A 15,003-nucleotide genomic window follows, 5' to 3' on the forward strand; every position below is an offset into this window, starting at 1 on the left:
TCGAACCGCCGTATACCGAACGGTACGTACGGTGGTGTGAGAGGTCGGGGGTTAATCACCCCCTCCTACTCGATTGCCTGACGTTTTAGGTAAAATGAACAATAGCTTCTTGCAATATCGAAAGGATGGTTAAATGGAGCCTATTAAAGACCACTTAAAAAAAAATCTTGATTTGCTTTTTGTCGGCTTCAATCCAAGCATTCGGTCAGGAGAGACAGGCCACCATTTTGCAAACCCGAACAACCGATTTTGGAAAATTCTTCATGAATCTGGCTTAACTCCCCGTAAATACACCGCAGCGGAAGACTATAAATTATTGGAACTGGGCTATGGAATGACAAATATTGTGGCCAGGCCCACTAAAGCAGCCGATGAAATAACGAAGGAAGAATATAAAGAGGGAAGAACAGAGCTGATAAAAAAAATAGCTGAGCTCAAGCCAAAGGTTATTTGCTTTGTTGGAAAAGGTGTATACCAGGAATACAGCCGCAAAAAGAAGCTGCCATGGGGAGTTCAGGAGGAACCAGTAGTTCCAGGTACTATCGACTTCGTTGCTCCTTCATCTTCCGGTCTTGTCAGGATGAAAATCGATGAAATCATACAAATTTATGCGGAGATTCCGGAGCTTTTAAAAACTCAGAGATAAATCCGTTGCATGAATGCTTTGAGATAAGAATAAGGCCACCTCATAGTTCAAATATCACAAATTCTTCCTTTTCACTCTCTTAATTCTATTAATTTTCGCTACCAACGATACTGTTATTAAATATTCAGAATTGTTAAAATGTAGGTAACATCAAGAACCAGCTTCAATTTAATCTCTTAAGGAGGGAAAGAAATGGAGCAATATGTTCGTGTCATTCCTTATAAGGTGATTCAGCAGGAAGAGAATGTAAAGGAAGTTCCAAAGGGCGTAGAATTGATTCAGGCGCCAAAGGTTTGGAGCGAAACAAAAGGAAAAGGAATTAAAATTGCTGTTTTGGATACCGGCTGCGACATTAGCCATCCTGACCTGAAGGACCGCGTTAAGGGCGGGCGGAACTTTACAGACGATGATAACAGCGATCCAAATAGTTTCAAGGACTATAATGGCCACGGAACTCATGTGGCAGGGACTATTGCTGCACATGAAAATGATGCTGGTGTTATTGGGGTAGCTCCTGAAGCTGATCTCCTTATTGTAAAGGTCTTAAATAAAAATGGATCCGGACAATACGAATGGATAATTAAGGGCATCCATTATGCCATCGAGCAAAATGCTGATATCATCTCCATGTCGCTTGGCGGGCCAGCTGATGTTCCTGAACTGCATGATGCAATTAAAGCTGCTGTAAATAAGAATATCCTTGTAGTATGTGCAGCAGGAAATGAAGGGGATGGGGACGACTCGACCGATGAGTTTGCTTATCCAGGCTGCTATAATGAGGTGATTAGTGTAGGTGCTATTAACCTCGAAAGGGATTCTTCCGAGTTTACAAACTCTCATAATGAAATAGATTTAGTGGCGCCAGGGGAAGGGATATTATCCACCTTTCTGAACGGAAAGTATGCAACCCTCAGCGGTACTTCAATGGCTGCTCCACATGTTTCCGGAGCTCTGGCCCTCATCAAGGACTTTGCAAACAGGCAATTTGAAAGAAAGCTTTCAGAACCTGAACTTTATGCCCAATTAATCAGAAGAACGGTTCCACTTGGCAATTCTCCCAAACTTGAAGGAAACGGACTCGTTTATTTAACCGTTCCAGATCATTTAGCCGGAATCTTTGACCAGGAGTTCAAATCGACGGTTCTAAATGCCATATGATGAAAGTGACTAGTATAGCAGCGGAATGGGCCGAGGCTCAGTCAAAGTATATTGAAAGTGTTCAGAACGAACCTTATTATAACGCTGAGGAAGATATCATAAATCAAGAAGATTACTATGGAACCATTGATTTTGGGAAAGAGGATCTCCCGAAACAGGTTCATGATCTGCTGGTTCGTACTCATAGCCGGGAATTGGATTACTCACCTCACCGATATGTATATCCATGGGTGGATCTTCAGGAAAACCTCAAGCTTAAAAGTTTATATTCGGGGAAAGGGATTGATCCGCTTAAAGCCATTGACCAGGATCTCAAGCTCCTTCAGACGATTCACGAAGGCGGATTCCACAGCAATGAAAGAGTTATATTTAATACCGAGCATATCGTCCCGCAATCATGGTTTGAAGGAAGACAGCCAATGAAAGGGGATCTTCATCATCTTTTTGCCTGTGAGCCGGCATGCAATAGTATGAGAAGCAATTTTCCCTACTATGATTTTGAAGCCTATGTACCGGAAATAGAGGCAGCAGGCGTCAGGAATGGATGCGGGATGGCAGAACTGGAGAAGTTTGAGCCGGAATATGGAAAAGGGATTGCCGCAAGAGCTGTATTCTATTTTGCTGTCAGATATAAAAAAGGACTTAAAATTGACGAGAAGATGGATATGCAGATTTTGCTGAGATGGCATGAAGAAAATCCGGTGACTATATACGAAAAGCATAGAAACGCTGCCATTCAGGCACTCCAGGGGAACCGAAACCCATTTATAGATTTTCCTGAGCATGCAAAGAAAATGCTGCGATAATGAACAAACCCGTCTGAACTCAGGCGGGTTTGTTTTATAATAGAAAAGAAGGAGGAGTTATTACACGTGCAGCCATTTACAGAAAAAGTGATAAAAATCATTAAAAACATCCCAAGAGGAAAAGTCATGACATACGGACAAATTGCAAGGCTTGCCGGGAGCCCCCGGGGAGCAAGACAGGTGGTCCGGATCCTTCATACCCAAAGTGAAAAGCATCAGCTTCCCTGGCATCGGGTTGTAAATGGGAAAGGGGAAATTGGGTTTAAAGACGGAGATTCGCATGACTTTCAAAGAGAACTATTAGAAAATGAAGGGGTACAATTTAATATAAATAAAAGAATAGATTTGCAGGAATTTGCCCATGAATCATCACAGCCAATATAAAGAAGCGTGCATCCAATCGGAAGTCACGCTTCTTCATAATCATATGTACCTATTTTGTCTTTGATGCATATTCCTCAATCATCTCAGCTGTAACATACTTCCTTGCAGGTATTATGCCCTGTTTGGATAGTTCATTTATCTCAGCAGTTACTTCATTTATCTTATCCGCAGAAAAAGGAAGTCCTCTCCTGCAGAGATCCAATGCTTGTTCAATATAATACTCACGCTGCTGATCCAAGGCAGCAAACCTCGTGATTATCTTATTTTGCTTACCCACGTGTTCAGATATTGCTTTATGTACACTCATTTTTTCCACCCCTTATATAATTCACCTGTTTTTATCATACCATTTTTTCTAAGAGTTTTAAGAATAAATATTCTTACTGGCATAATATTTTGTTTAGAAAAAATACAAAAAAACAGCGATCCCACATAACTTGTACTGTGGAGAATAAAATAGTTAAGCAAGCGAAAAAATGATTCTATTTCCTCATTATGGAAATAAAGGGAACTCACCTTTCTTAGAAGAAATGGTAATGAAACAAATAGGAAGGTGGATTAATACATATGAAAAAGAGTGTAAAAATGCATATCAGTTTATTGCTGGTATTTATGCTGGCACTTGTTCCTTTAGCCCAGCCCGAAACTCCTCATGTCAAGGCAACAGAAGAAGGCAGTGAGCTCGTCCAGCAGCTGAACCAAATGCTTAATAATGATCCAATCCTAAAGGGAGGCCTTGCAGGAGTCAGTATCCGCAATGCAGAAACCGGTGAGCTTGTATATGACCATATCGGGGATGTGCGTTTAAGGCCGGCGTCTAATATGAAGCTCCTTACAGCAGCTGCAGCTCTTGAAACGCTGGGTGAAAATTATCAGTTCACAACAGAACTTCTTCACACAGGTTCAATAAAGGGAAAGACACTGCAGGGTGACTTGATCTTAAAAGGGAAAGGAGACCCCACTCTTTTAAAGGAAGATTTTGATGCATTTGCCGCTAAAGTGAAAGAAGCAGGTGTACAGGTTATTCATGGCAGCCTGATCGGTGATGACACCTGGTATGATGATGAGCGCTATTCAACGGATCTGTCATGGAGCGACGAATCCTGGTATTACGGCGGACAAGTCTCAGCACTTACTGCCTCCCCGAATGAGGATTATGACGCGGGTACAGTCATTGTAGAAGTATATCCTGCAGAAAAAGCCGGGCAGGAACCAATTGTAAAAATGGTGCCGGAAACAGACTACATAAAAATCGTTAATAATGCGAAAACCGTCGCTAAAGGGGAAAAGAAGGATATCCATATTGAAAGGGATCACGGGACGAACACCGTTTCAATAGAAGGAGAAATTCCTGTTGAAGGAAGCCGTTCAAGGGAGTGGATTGCCGTATGGGAGCCGACTGGCTATGCCTTGGATTTATTAAAGCGTTCTCTCGCTGAACAAGGGATTAAATTGAAAGGGAAGACAATAGCAGGCACTGCCCCTGAAGGAGCAAAACTGTTTGCTGAGCATAAATCCATGCCTATTAAAGAGCTGCTTATTCCATTTATGAAATTAAGCAATAATGGCCATGCAGAAACGTTAATCAAGGAAATGGGCAAGGTTGTCAAAGGGGAAGGCAGCTGGGAAAAAGGGCTTGAAGTATTAGAAGAACAGGTAAAAGCTTTTGGAATGGATGAAAAAACTCTCGTGCTCCGGGACGGTTCCGGAATTTCACATGTAAACTTAATTCCGGCCAATGAAATCTCTCAACTTCTTTTTGAAGTCCAGGACGAAGAATGGTTCTCTTCTTATTTGAACTCATTGCCGATTGCCGGCGACACAGACCGGATGGTAGGAGGTACTCTAAGAAACCGCATGAAAAACTCCAATGCAGCCGGGAATGTCAAAGCAAAAACAGGTTCAATCTCGACTGTCAGTTCGTTATCAGGTTATGTTAAGACATCCAGTGGGGATGAATTGATCTTTTCCATTATTTTGAACAACTTGATCGATGGCGGTGAAGGTAAAGTTATTGAAGATAAAATTGCCACGCTGCTAGCCGACCAATAACAGAAAAGAAAAAAGGCAGAATACCGCTTCGACGGTATACCTGCCTTTTTCTGTTTTACTCTGCTTTTGCTGCCTGTATTTGAAGATCGATTTTTACTTTATCTCCTACAAGGACTCCGCCAGTTTCAAGTGCTGAATTCCATGTTAAGCCATAATCGCTTCGTTTGATAGCCCCTGCAGCTGTAAAGCCGACTTTTTCATTGCCCCATGGATCTTTGCCTGATCCTTCATATGTGACAGCAAAGGTTTCTGTTTTTGTTACACCATGAATCGTAAGATCGCCTGTAACATCATATTCATCGTCACCCTTGCTTACAATGCCTGTTGAAGTAAATGTCATTTGCGGATGGTTCTCAACATCAAAGAAGTCTGCAGAACGCAGGTGATTATCACGATCTTCATTTCGTGTATCCACACTTGAAAGCGCAACATTGAATGTAATATCAGCTGTTGTTAAATCTGCGGGATCTGCTGTAATTTCCGCATCAAAGCTATTAAAGCTGCCTTTCACGTTCGCGATCATCATATGTTTGATTGAAAAGTCCACACTGCTGTGTGCTGGATCAACTGCCCATTTAGTTTTTGCCATTTTTTTCTCCTCCAATATCCGAATTTATTTATCTTTAATTCAAGATGTTTTAATTCTAAATAAATTATATTCCGGTTCAAGTTTTATGTCAATGATATTTTTTGAAAAGATGGTAAAATGAAGACTACTTAAATTTTCTACATCATACATAACCTAAGTCATAATGATTACATCGCCTATTTGCGATGTTTAAAGGGGAACGGATCATGAATCAGCTTGAACAGATATACAATAATGCTGAAGAGCATACAAAAATAAAAATTCTGGAGGATGCCGACCGTTATCTGGGCAGCCAGGAATCTATGCCCTCCTATAAGGAATATCTTTCTGAAAGATTTCATTATATCGATCAAATCTGGGTAAATGTGTGGCTTAATAAAATCACCGCTAAAATATCCAAGCAGGAAAAAAAGAAGTATTTAAGTGAGAAAGGATACGACACCGAAAATGTTGACAGGAAAATAATCAACCACCTGTTTCGGACGGAAATGAGGGATTATCAGCCCTTTAACAGTTTGGACTGGCTTAATGACCTGTTTGAAAACAATAATGAAGCTTGGGCTGAGCGTTTTGAGAAGGCAAGGGCGCATTATCTGCAGAAAGCAGAAGAGGAGCAGCTACAGCGAAAGAAGTATACCATTCGCGATGATATTGAAAAGAAAATGGATGAAATTATTGAAAGAGATTATAGCCTTCTTTATCTTCATGTCAGACATATGGCTTCAAAGCAGCTGGTTTCCGATTTGAAAAATAAGACAAGGTATCAAAAAGTGGATACTTTCGCTCTTGAAGAAAGGCTCGAGGAAATAGGGGAATTCCATGCCGGTGATTATGCTGTAATGGGGGATTTCTTTGAAGAGCTGACAGGAAATATCCATAAAGCAATTTATTTGGGCAAGGGCTATTTCGAATATGAAACGTATTACTATGTTTATAAAAACCATATATCAGGATTTCTTTCTGATACTCTGCAAACACTCATCCTGCAGAGCCTTCCGCAGCATCTATTCGAGGAATATGAAGATGCATATGATAAACCGCTGACCGGAAAGTCTGTAAAGAAGCTGATTGCCCATACTCTTCAAAATCTTAATGACAGCTTTTTCGAAACCATTCAGGAGGAATTTGTTGAAGATTTGGTCAAGCTTGCGGATATCCCCTTTGACCCTGAAGTCCATCAAGAACAACTGGAGAAGGACATTGAAGACAGGGAAAGAAAAATAGCAGAAGAACTGGCTGAGCAGCAGCGGAAGAAAGAGGAAGAAGAACGCATGCTCGAAAATATTTTCGGGCAGGAATACAGTCCTTCAGTGGAACGTGCCAAAAAATATGTACTTCATATTGGAGAAACCAATACAGGGAAAACCCATCATGCGCTTGAAGTCATGAAATCAGCAAACAGCGGTCTGTATCTGGCGCCTTTGAGGCTTTTGGCACTCGAGGTATATGATAAATTGAACCGAGATGGTGTACCATGCTCTTTGAAAACCGGTGAAGAAGAGAAGACAGTTGCCGGTTCCGAGCATCTGTCCAGCACAGTGGAGATGTTCTATGAAAAGGATTTTTATGACGTCATTGTGATCGATGAATCTCAGATGATTACGGATAAAGACAGAGGCTTTTCCTGGTATAAAGCCATTACCAAGGCAAATGCCAATGAAGTCCATATTATTGGAAGCCGCAGTGCTAAAAGCATGATGCTGCAGCTGCTTGGCGACGCAGATATTGAACTGAATGAATACAGCCGGGATATTCCCCTTGAAGTGGAAGCAAAGGAATTTAAATTCACTCATGTCCGAAAAGGCGATGCACTAATCTGTTTTTCAAGAAAGAGAGTGCTTGAAACGGCCTCAAGACTTCAGCAGGAAGGGCACTCAGTAAGCATGATTTATGGAGCGATGCCTCCGGAAACCAGAAAAAAACAAGTCCAGCGTTTTATAAATGGTGAAACTTCCGTTATCGTTTCCACTGATGCCATTGGGATGGGACTTAACCTGCCTATCCGGAGAATTGTGTTCCTGGAAAATGATAAATTTGACGGAACGAAAAGAAGGACCCTTACTTCCCAGGAAGTGAAGCAAATTGCCGGAAGAGCAGGCCGAAAAGGACTTTACAATATTGGGAAGGTTGCTTTTACAAAAGATATCAAAAGAATGAAGGCTCGGCTTGAAATGGAAGATGCACCAGTACACAGCTTTGCCATCGCCCCGACCAATACAGTATTTGAAAGGTTTCAAAGATATTACCGCGATCTCGGATCATTCTTTGAGCTTTGGGATAAGTTTGAGAGCCCAAGAGGAACCAAAAAAGCGGCATTAACAGAGGAGAGAGACCTATATGAAAGGATCCGCGGCACAGAAATTGAAGCAAAGCTCGGCCTGATGGATCTATATGGTTTTCTCCATCTGCCCTTTTCAAAAAAAGAATCTGATCTTGTCCGTCAATGGGAAGAAACCATGTATGCCATCATTTATGGCGAGGAGCTTCCTGAGCCCCGTATCAAGAACAGGAATCTGGAAGAGCTGGAGCTGACCTATAAAGCAATCGGCCTGCATTTGCTGTTCCTGTATCGTCTTGAGCAAAGGACCGAGGCGTTATACTGGGAAAGATTAAGGGAAGAAATCAGTGATCATGTTCATGAAAGACTGAAAACGGACATTAAGGAGCTCTCAAGAAAGTGCAGAAAATGCGGCAAGAAACTGCCTTGGGAACACGAATACCAAATCTGTGATGAATGTCATTCTTCTCGTTCAAGAAGAAGGTATCATTACTATAGAAGGTAAAATTTTAAGCCTGCTGGCATAACAGCAGGCTTTTTCACTGGCAGCAATTTTACGTTTTCCTTAAAGGAATGAGAAAGACAATAAATTCATGAATTTTACCCGTCCTTTCCGAATACATATTCATGGAAAACAACTATGTAAGTCTTATATTAAAGGAGCGGTATAAATGGCAAGCTGCACACATCAGGCAGAAGTAAACATTCCAATAGGGGCAATATGGAGCTTTGTCAGTGATATTGGGAACTGGGCACCATTAGTGCCCGGATATATTGCACATGAGGTACTGAGTGACAAAGAATCAACCTGGAGCTTCAAAAGCGATATGGGGATTATTAAGAAAAAAATCGAATTAAAAGTGAATATAACGAGCTGGCAGGAGCCAACAAAGGTTACGTTTCATTTAACAGGACTTAATGAGAAGTTTACAGGACATGGATACTTTCTTGCGGAGAAAGGAAAGAATAAGAAAAATATCATGACAGGATCACTTGATATTTCAGCAGAGGGAATGATGGCTAAAGTAGCCAATTCCTTGCTTAATACAGCTCTTCCTGAAATTACTGCAGAACTGACAGAGGCTGTGGCATTAAAGGCCGAACAGGAATACAGGGAGCATGCAGGTGTATAATTTGCCTCAATGAAAAGAACTCATATACCCTGAGTTCTTTTATTTCGTATATCGATTAGCGTAGCTGGAGGCCACGAATGCTTCCGGCTTTATTTTTGGCTCAAGGCCGATTGATTCGATCCTGGACACCATTTCTTTCACAAATTCCCTGGTTTTATTTCTTTTGCCTGATCCGATGTCCATATGTCCTTCCATTGAGAATGATCCGCCTTTATAAAGGAATGGCAGAACGATTTCAAACATTTTGTCTTTGTAATCCTCTGTAAACAAAGAGACCACTTCTTCAGTCAGCGAGGTTTCATAGGAGATTCGCTCATGAAGATGCAGCATTTTCCTTGGTATAACAGTTTTCCGAATACATGCCCAGGCGCCTTTTCGCTCGTTTTGAATCACAATCCCGGTTATAAACACAGTGCGATTGCAATGCACCTGTGAATCTGTTCCAATCATCAGCCTGAAGTTCCCATCAGGATTTCGCTTTATAAAAAGTAAGATCCTGTTGAATACCTGCTCAAAAGTCATATTCCTCTCCTGAAGATTTTGAAATTTATAGTCAGCATTCACCTATTATCACCACATTAAGTATTTTGTCTCGGAGTATCACTCTTCCACAACCTTTAACTTAAAATGTAATCCCTATTACTGCCATTATATTGAAGGACACTGAACAAGTTGTTTATTTTTTTGAAAAAATTGCTTATGAGGCACAGGAACACAAAATGAATGGGAATCTTCATATTGATAAAAGCTATGGTAAAAGAGGAGGTATTCTTTTGAACAAAACACTTATCTTAATACTTAAATTAGCATCAGCTATTATTGCTTTTGCCATAGCGCTTGATTTATTTTTTGATGCGACATTCGCTGATATTCTTTCTTTCAGTATTCTGGTAACAGCCATGTCCTATCTGCTCGGAGACCGCATCATCCTTCCGCGTCTTGGAAACAAGAATGCCCTTATTGCTGACTTTTTCTTAGTTTATGCATCTGTTTGGGTGTTTGGAAGTGTGCTGCTTAACAGTTATCTGCAAATCGCTTGGGGAAGCATTATTTCAGCAGGAATTATCACTGTTTCTGAGGTATTTGTCCACAGATTCCTTGTAAACAAAAGGGAAAGCAGCCAAGAGAAAGAGAGCAGCCAATCTGCTATAAATCCGCGGCTTGCTTATGGGATGGAAATGGCTGAAGAAAGAGAGCCAACAAAGGATTGGGAATAAATTGATATATAAGTCGAAGCCCCGTTCATGACCACTTGGTCTGAAAGGGCTTTTTATTTTGCATGTAACTAGAGATTTTAGAATATCCATTAACAAACAGTCAATTTGCTAAAAGGAGGTTACATATGCACGAAATGTCTCTGATGGCTGAAGTACTTCGCCTGGTGGAGGAAGATGCCATCGAGAGAAACATTGTGAAGGTTGATCGAATCTCTGTCATTGTAGGGGAACTTTCCAATGTCCTGCCCGATGCATTAGAACTTGCATTTTGTTACTTTCAAAAACAGGAGTGCAGCCTGATCAGCGAAAAAACCGAACTCGCTATTATAAGGGAGGAAGCAAAAGCCAGGTGCAAAGAGTGCAGAAAAGAATTTGCACCGGATTACCGAATAGCCCTTTGTCCACATTGCCATCAATTAAATACTGAAATAATCTCCGGTGAATCTTTTCAAATTGAGTCTTATGAAGGAAGTGAGAGTTGTGAAGATAATAATGGACGATGATGTTTTGAAAGATAATAATGTTGCAGCCAATTTTAATAGAACTTTATTTAAGCAAAATCAAACACTAGTCATCAATCTTATGAGTGCACCAGGTGCAGGTAAGACCACACTCCTTGAGAGAACCGTTAAAGCGCTGGCATCAGAATTTAAAATCGCAGTCATAGAGGGGGATCTTGCAACTGAGCGGGATGCAGACAGGCTTCGGGCTTTAGGTGTAAATACAGTACAAATTAACACAGTTGGCGGCTGCCATCTTGACGCAAGAATGATAGCCAAAACATTACCCCAATTCCAGCTTGAGGAAATTGATATCCTTTTTATTGAGAACATCGGCAATCTTGTCTGCCCCTCAGGTTATGATTTGGGACAAGACTATAAGGCTGTCATTCTCAGTGTACCTGAAGGCAATGACAAAATCCCCAAATACCCTTTGATGTTTCGCCGTACCGATTTAACCATTATCAATAAAACAGATTTACTTCCATACGTACAGTTTGATTTAGAAGAAGCACAGAGGGATCTACGCACGATTAACCCGGATGCTGCTTTTCTTGCACTGTCATCCAAGACGGGAGATGGGATGGAGGAATGGATAAACTGGTTAAAGAAAGCACGTGCCCATGCTGCGTTCAGTCAGAATTAAAGTAACCGGAAAAGTACAGGGTGTCGGTTTCCGTCCCTATATATATGGCCTTTCAAGAAAATACAACATTCAGGGAACAGTTCAAAATAATTTAGATGGCGTTTTCATTCAGGCAGAAGGCGAAAGCGACTCCATTGCCAGCATGATTGATCACATTCAAAAGAGCCCTCCTCAACTGGCAAAAATTATTGAAATGACTGTAGATGACAGTCTGCCATCGTATTTTAACGATTTTAAGATTGTACCAAGCAAGCGAAGCGGTCATGCTGAACCATTAATTCCAGCAGATGCAGGAATGTGCAATGACTGCCTGCGCGAGATGCGTCAAGAGAGTAACAGGCGGTTTCAATATCCTTTTATAAATTGCACTCAATGCGGCCCGCGGTATTCCATCATTCGGGAGCTTCCATATGACAGGCCACACACCGCCATGGACCAATTTCACATGTGTATTTCCTGCAGGGAAGAATATGATAATCCAACAGATCGCCGCCATCATGTACAGCCGGTATGCTGCCCTGACTGCGGACCTGACCTAATCCTTTATGATTCGAATAAGAAGCCGGTGAAAAGAAAGCAGAAAGCTATTCAAGCGGCCTCGACTCTTTTATCGGAAGGAAAGATTGTAAGCATTAAGGGGATAGGGGGATATCATCTTGCCTGCGATGCACACAATGAAAAGGCCATTAATGAACTAAGAATCCGGAAAAACAGGCCGCAGCGCCCTCTGGCAATTATGGCGAAATCACTTGAAATCGCCCTGAAGTATTGCCATGTTACAGGAAAAGAAGCTGAGATGCTAAAAAGTCCTGAAATGCCAATCGTTGTTTTAAGGAAAAAAAAGTGCTCCGATCTTCCTGAACTTCTCTCCCCGGGGTTGTCGACCATAGGAATCATGCTTCCGTATTCGCCGCTCCATCATCTGCTTTTTGAGAACAGCAAGCTGGAATGCATCGTACTGACAAGCTCTAACCCGTCTGGACACCCGTTATATTTCAAAGAGGACCCAGGCATTCTGTGTGACTATATTCTTACCCATAATCGTCCCATCCTCCACCCCATTGATGACTCTGTCATACAAGTCAATCAGGCCGGAGAAGTTATTTTCCTCAGACGTTCCAGAGGTTTTATACCGGAGGTTTTTAAAACCGCCTATCCATTAGATCAAATCCTAGCTTTAGGGGGAAACCAGAAGAATGCCTTTGCTGCCGGGAAGGGCCACAGCATTTATATGGGCCCGCATATTGGGGATCTGGATAACGAAGACATGATGCAGCATTATGAAAATCAGGTGAAGCATTATAGCAGCTGGCTGGGGTTTGAGGAAAAAGTGATCGCCGCTGACTCACATCCTTCGTATTCCGTAAGCAAGTATGCGAGCGATTTCAAGGGACCAGTGATCCAAGTCCAGCATCATCACGCCCATCATGTGTCATGCATGGCAGACAATGATTTATATGAACCGTGCTTTGGACTGATTCTCGACGGCACAGGCTATGGGGATGACGGTCATATTTGGGGGTTTGAATTATTGTATGGCTGTGCCGATTCCTTTGAGCGGCTGGGCCACCTTACTTATACACCGCTGCCTGGAGGAGAGAAGGCAGTAAAGGAGCCCTGGAGGAATGCTGCTGGAATGATTCTTCACTTCTGGCCAGGTCATGGAAAGGAGCTTGCTCTGAAACTGTTTCCCGAAAAAGCCAGAGAAATCAGCATTATCGAACACATGGTGAATAAGAAGATCCACACACCCCTCGCCGGAACGTGCGGCAGGCTTTTTGATGCTGTCAGTGCCATATTGGGAATTTGCCAAACTTCCACTTACGAGGGAGAAGCAGCGATGAAACTATCAGATTATCTGTATAGATCCCCGTCAGAATGTAACAAACCTTATCCCTTTAAGATAATAAAAGACAGAGGAGAACCATACCGGCTCGATTTTTCCCAGATGATTTATCAAATAATCCAGGAATATTTTGAGGCCGTTCCACCTGCTGTTATTATTCAAAGATTTCATCAGACAGTTGCATCTGCATCGGCAAAGTTAATTTTATGCAGAGCGGATGAAAGACCAGAGCTTAGCCGGAGGATAGTCTTATCAGGTGGCTCGTTTCAAAATTTATTTCTTGCCGGGGAGCTTTCCAGAATGCTTGAGGAGAACGGTTTTACTGTTTATACACATAAAAAAGTTCCTTGCCATGATGGCGGATTATCATTAGGGCAATTAATGATTGCAGCCAGACAAACAAAAGCTAAAAAAATATAAAGGGGTGATTTCATGTGTGTAGGTGTTCCCTCAAAAGTTATAAAACTGGAAGAAAACCGTGCTCTTGTGAATGTCATGGGATCTAAGATTTATGTGGGCATCCTTTTTGTTCCTGAGGTGAAAATCAATGATTATGTGCTAATTCATGCAGGACAGGCCATGACTATCATCAATGAAGAATTTGCCCGTGAAAGCATTGAAGAATGGAGGAGAATAATTGATGGACAGCATGGCACCCTTTTCTGATCCGGTTCTAAGCCAGCGGTCAGCAGAAGCAGTCATCCAATTAGCTAAACAATATATTCAGCTGAACGGAAGAAAACCTGTTTTTATGGAAGTGTGCGGCTCACATACGATGGCCCTTGCCAAAACAGGTGTAAAAACGAGATTAAAAGAGTATGTTCACTTAATAGCGGGGCCGGGCTGTCCTGTTTGTGTAACAGACCAAAGAACGATAGACAGCATGATCAGCTTATCAAACGAACGAGGCAGCATTCTGTGTACATTTGGGGATATGATGCGCGTTCCGGGATCCAGGTATTCTTTGCTGGAAGCAAAAACAGAGGGAAAAGACATTCGTGTAGTCTATTCCCCAATGGACAGCATACGAATCGCTGAGAAGAATCCTGACAAAGAAGTAATATTTTTAGGCATTGGCTTCGAAACGACCATTCCATTGCTTGCAGCAGCCATCAAAGAAGCGGAACAGAAAGGGTTAGCCAATTTCAGCATTTGGATGACGACAAAATTGGTCGAGCCAGTTTTACGGGCTCTCCTTGACGCAGGTGAAATTCACCTGGACGGTTTTTTGCTCCCGGGCCATGTATCCGTTGTGCTGGGAAAAGAGAGCTACTCTTTTTTAACAGAAGAATACAGTATGCCTGGAGTCATTTCAGGTTTTGAGCCGGTCCAGCTATTAAGCAGTATTTATAAATTGCTGCAGCTTTGTATAGAAAATAAAGCGGAAATCATTAATGATTATCCTTATGCAGTTTCTGAGTCAGGCAATGCCGCTGCCAAAAGCCTGATGAAAAAATATTTACAGCCGGGGGATGAAGACTGGCGCGGAATAGGAACCATTCCCAATAGCGGCCTGGCACTTAAAGAAAAGTACCAGAACTTTGATGCCAAAAGGAAATTTAAGATTACGATAGATCCTCCGCGAAAGACGAAATGCAGATGCGGTGAAGTCATTCGGGGACTGACTGCTCCTGAAGAATGTATTCTTTTCAGCAAAGCCTGCACACCAGCTAATCCAATTGGTCCCTGCATGGTTTCAGCAGAAGGCACATGTGCCGCACATTACCACTATATGAAGGAGGAGTGAT

At 42.0% G+C, this 15,003-nt stretch carries 16 protein-coding genes; 13 read left to right on the forward strand and 3 right to left on the reverse strand.

Annotated features, from left to right (window positions below):
- Positions 1–133 precede the first annotated feature (133 nt).
- The 4 genes from ACTHRG_RS10945 (at position 134) to ACTHRG_RS10960 (ending at position 2,994) form a co-directional block, all read left to right on the forward strand.
- A complete protein-coding gene (locus ACTHRG_RS10945; protein ID WP_440231174.1) occupies positions 134–646 on the forward strand; it encodes a mismatch-specific DNA-glycosylase in 513 nt (170 codons plus the stop codon).
- A gap of 192 nt (positions 647–838) precedes the next feature.
- Entirely contained in the window at positions 839–1,804 is a 966-nt protein-coding gene (locus ACTHRG_RS10950; protein WP_076256501.1) for a S8 family peptidase, read from the forward strand.
- Positions 1,801–2,610 (forward strand): endonuclease I family protein, encoded by an 810-nt coding sequence (locus tag ACTHRG_RS10955; RefSeq protein ID WP_076256499.1) that lies wholly within the window; start codon positions 1,801–1,803, stop codon positions 2,608–2,610. Before ACTHRG_RS10950 ends, ACTHRG_RS10955 begins: the two co-directional genes overlap by 4 nt.
- Before the next feature lie 66 nt (positions 2,611–2,676).
- On the forward strand, positions 2,677–2,994 hold the full coding sequence (locus tag ACTHRG_RS10960) for an MGMT family protein (RefSeq protein ID WP_076256498.1): 318 nt from the start codon (positions 2,677–2,679) through the stop codon (positions 2,992–2,994).
- Between the two features lie 49 nt (positions 2,995–3,043).
- On the opposite strand, the gene ACTHRG_RS10965 is transcribed toward ACTHRG_RS10960, so the two are convergent.
- Positions 3,044–3,301, reverse strand: a complete 258-nt coding sequence (locus ACTHRG_RS10965) for a YpbS family protein (RefSeq protein WP_440231175.1) — start codon at positions 3,299–3,301, stop codon at positions 3,044–3,046.
- A gap of 260 nt (positions 3,302–3,561) precedes the next feature.
- Between ACTHRG_RS10965 and dacB the strand changes: the two genes are divergently transcribed.
- A complete protein-coding gene (gene dacB, locus ACTHRG_RS10970) occupies positions 3,562–5,046 on the forward strand; it encodes a D-alanyl-D-alanine carboxypeptidase/D-alanyl-D-alanine endopeptidase (RefSeq protein WP_440231176.1) in 1,485 nt (494 codons plus the stop codon).
- Between the two features lie 55 nt (positions 5,047–5,101).
- Here dacB and ACTHRG_RS10975 read toward each other — a convergent pair whose 3' ends face one another.
- Positions 5,102–5,635 carry a YceI family protein gene (locus ACTHRG_RS10975; RefSeq protein WP_076256493.1) on the reverse strand — a complete coding sequence of 178 codons (534 nt, stop codon included), beginning with the start codon at positions 5,633–5,635 and terminating at the stop codon, positions 5,102–5,104.
- 206 nt (positions 5,636–5,841) lie between these two features.
- Here ACTHRG_RS10975 and ACTHRG_RS10980 point away from each other — a divergent pair, with 206 nt between their 5' ends.
- Both ACTHRG_RS10980 and ACTHRG_RS10985 read left to right on the forward strand, forming a co-directional pair.
- Positions 5,842–8,418, forward strand: a complete 2,577-nt coding sequence (locus ACTHRG_RS10980) for a helicase-related protein (protein ID WP_440231177.1) — start codon at positions 5,842–5,844, stop codon at positions 8,416–8,418.
- A 166-nt stretch (positions 8,419–8,584) separates the two neighbouring features.
- A complete protein-coding gene (locus tag ACTHRG_RS10985) occupies positions 8,585–9,046 on the forward strand; it encodes a CoxG family protein (RefSeq protein ID WP_440231178.1) in 462 nt (153 codons plus the stop codon).
- Positions 9,047–9,085: 39 nt separating this feature from the next.
- Here ACTHRG_RS10985 and ACTHRG_RS10990 read toward each other — a convergent pair whose 3' ends face one another.
- Complete coding sequence (locus tag ACTHRG_RS10990) at positions 9,086–9,568, reverse strand: ribonuclease H-like YkuK family protein (protein WP_197207038.1); 483 nt, start codon at positions 9,566–9,568, stop codon at positions 9,086–9,088.
- Between the two features lie 251 nt (positions 9,569–9,819).
- On the opposite strand from ACTHRG_RS10990, the gene ACTHRG_RS10995 reads away from it, so the two are divergent.
- The 6 genes from ACTHRG_RS10995 to hypD all read left to right on the forward strand — a co-directional run bounded on the left by ACTHRG_RS10995 (position 9,820) and on the right by hypD (position 15,002).
- A complete protein-coding gene (locus tag ACTHRG_RS10995) occupies positions 9,820–10,263 on the forward strand; it encodes a YndM family protein (RefSeq protein ID WP_440231179.1) in 444 nt (147 codons plus the stop codon).
- Positions 10,264–10,388: 125 nt separating this feature from the next.
- The gene (locus tag ACTHRG_RS11000) at positions 10,389–10,766 is read left to right on the forward strand and encodes a hydrogenase maturation nickel metallochaperone HypA/HybF (protein WP_076256485.1); all 378 of its coding nucleotides are present in this window, start codon (positions 10,389–10,391) and stop codon (positions 10,764–10,766) included.
- Positions 10,744–11,409 (forward strand): hydrogenase nickel incorporation protein HypB, encoded by a 666-nt coding sequence (gene hypB, locus ACTHRG_RS11005; RefSeq protein ID WP_440231180.1) that lies wholly within the window; start codon positions 10,744–10,746, stop codon positions 11,407–11,409. Before ACTHRG_RS11000 ends, hypB begins: the two co-directional genes overlap by 23 nt.
- The gene (gene hypF, locus ACTHRG_RS11010) at positions 11,387–13,675 is read left to right on the forward strand and encodes a carbamoyltransferase HypF (RefSeq protein ID WP_440231181.1); all 2,289 of its coding nucleotides are present in this window, start codon (positions 11,387–11,389) and stop codon (positions 13,673–13,675) included. The genes hypB and hypF overlap by 23 nt, the downstream gene beginning before the upstream one ends.
- Before the next feature lie 12 nt (positions 13,676–13,687).
- The gene (locus ACTHRG_RS11015; protein ID WP_076256480.1) at positions 13,688–13,921 is read left to right on the forward strand and encodes a HypC/HybG/HupF family hydrogenase formation chaperone; all 234 of its coding nucleotides are present in this window, start codon (positions 13,688–13,690) and stop codon (positions 13,919–13,921) included.
- A complete protein-coding gene (gene hypD, locus ACTHRG_RS11020) occupies positions 13,896–15,002 on the forward strand; it encodes a hydrogenase formation protein HypD (protein WP_076256478.1) in 1,107 nt (368 codons plus the stop codon). Before ACTHRG_RS11015 ends, hypD begins: the two co-directional genes overlap by 26 nt.
- The last annotated feature ends 1 nt before the right edge of the window (position 15,003 follow it).

The organism is Cytobacillus sp. SAFR-174 (assembly GCF_051964675.1).
Classification (GTDB): Bacteria; Bacillota; Bacilli; order Bacillales; family Cytobacillaceae; genus Cytobacillus.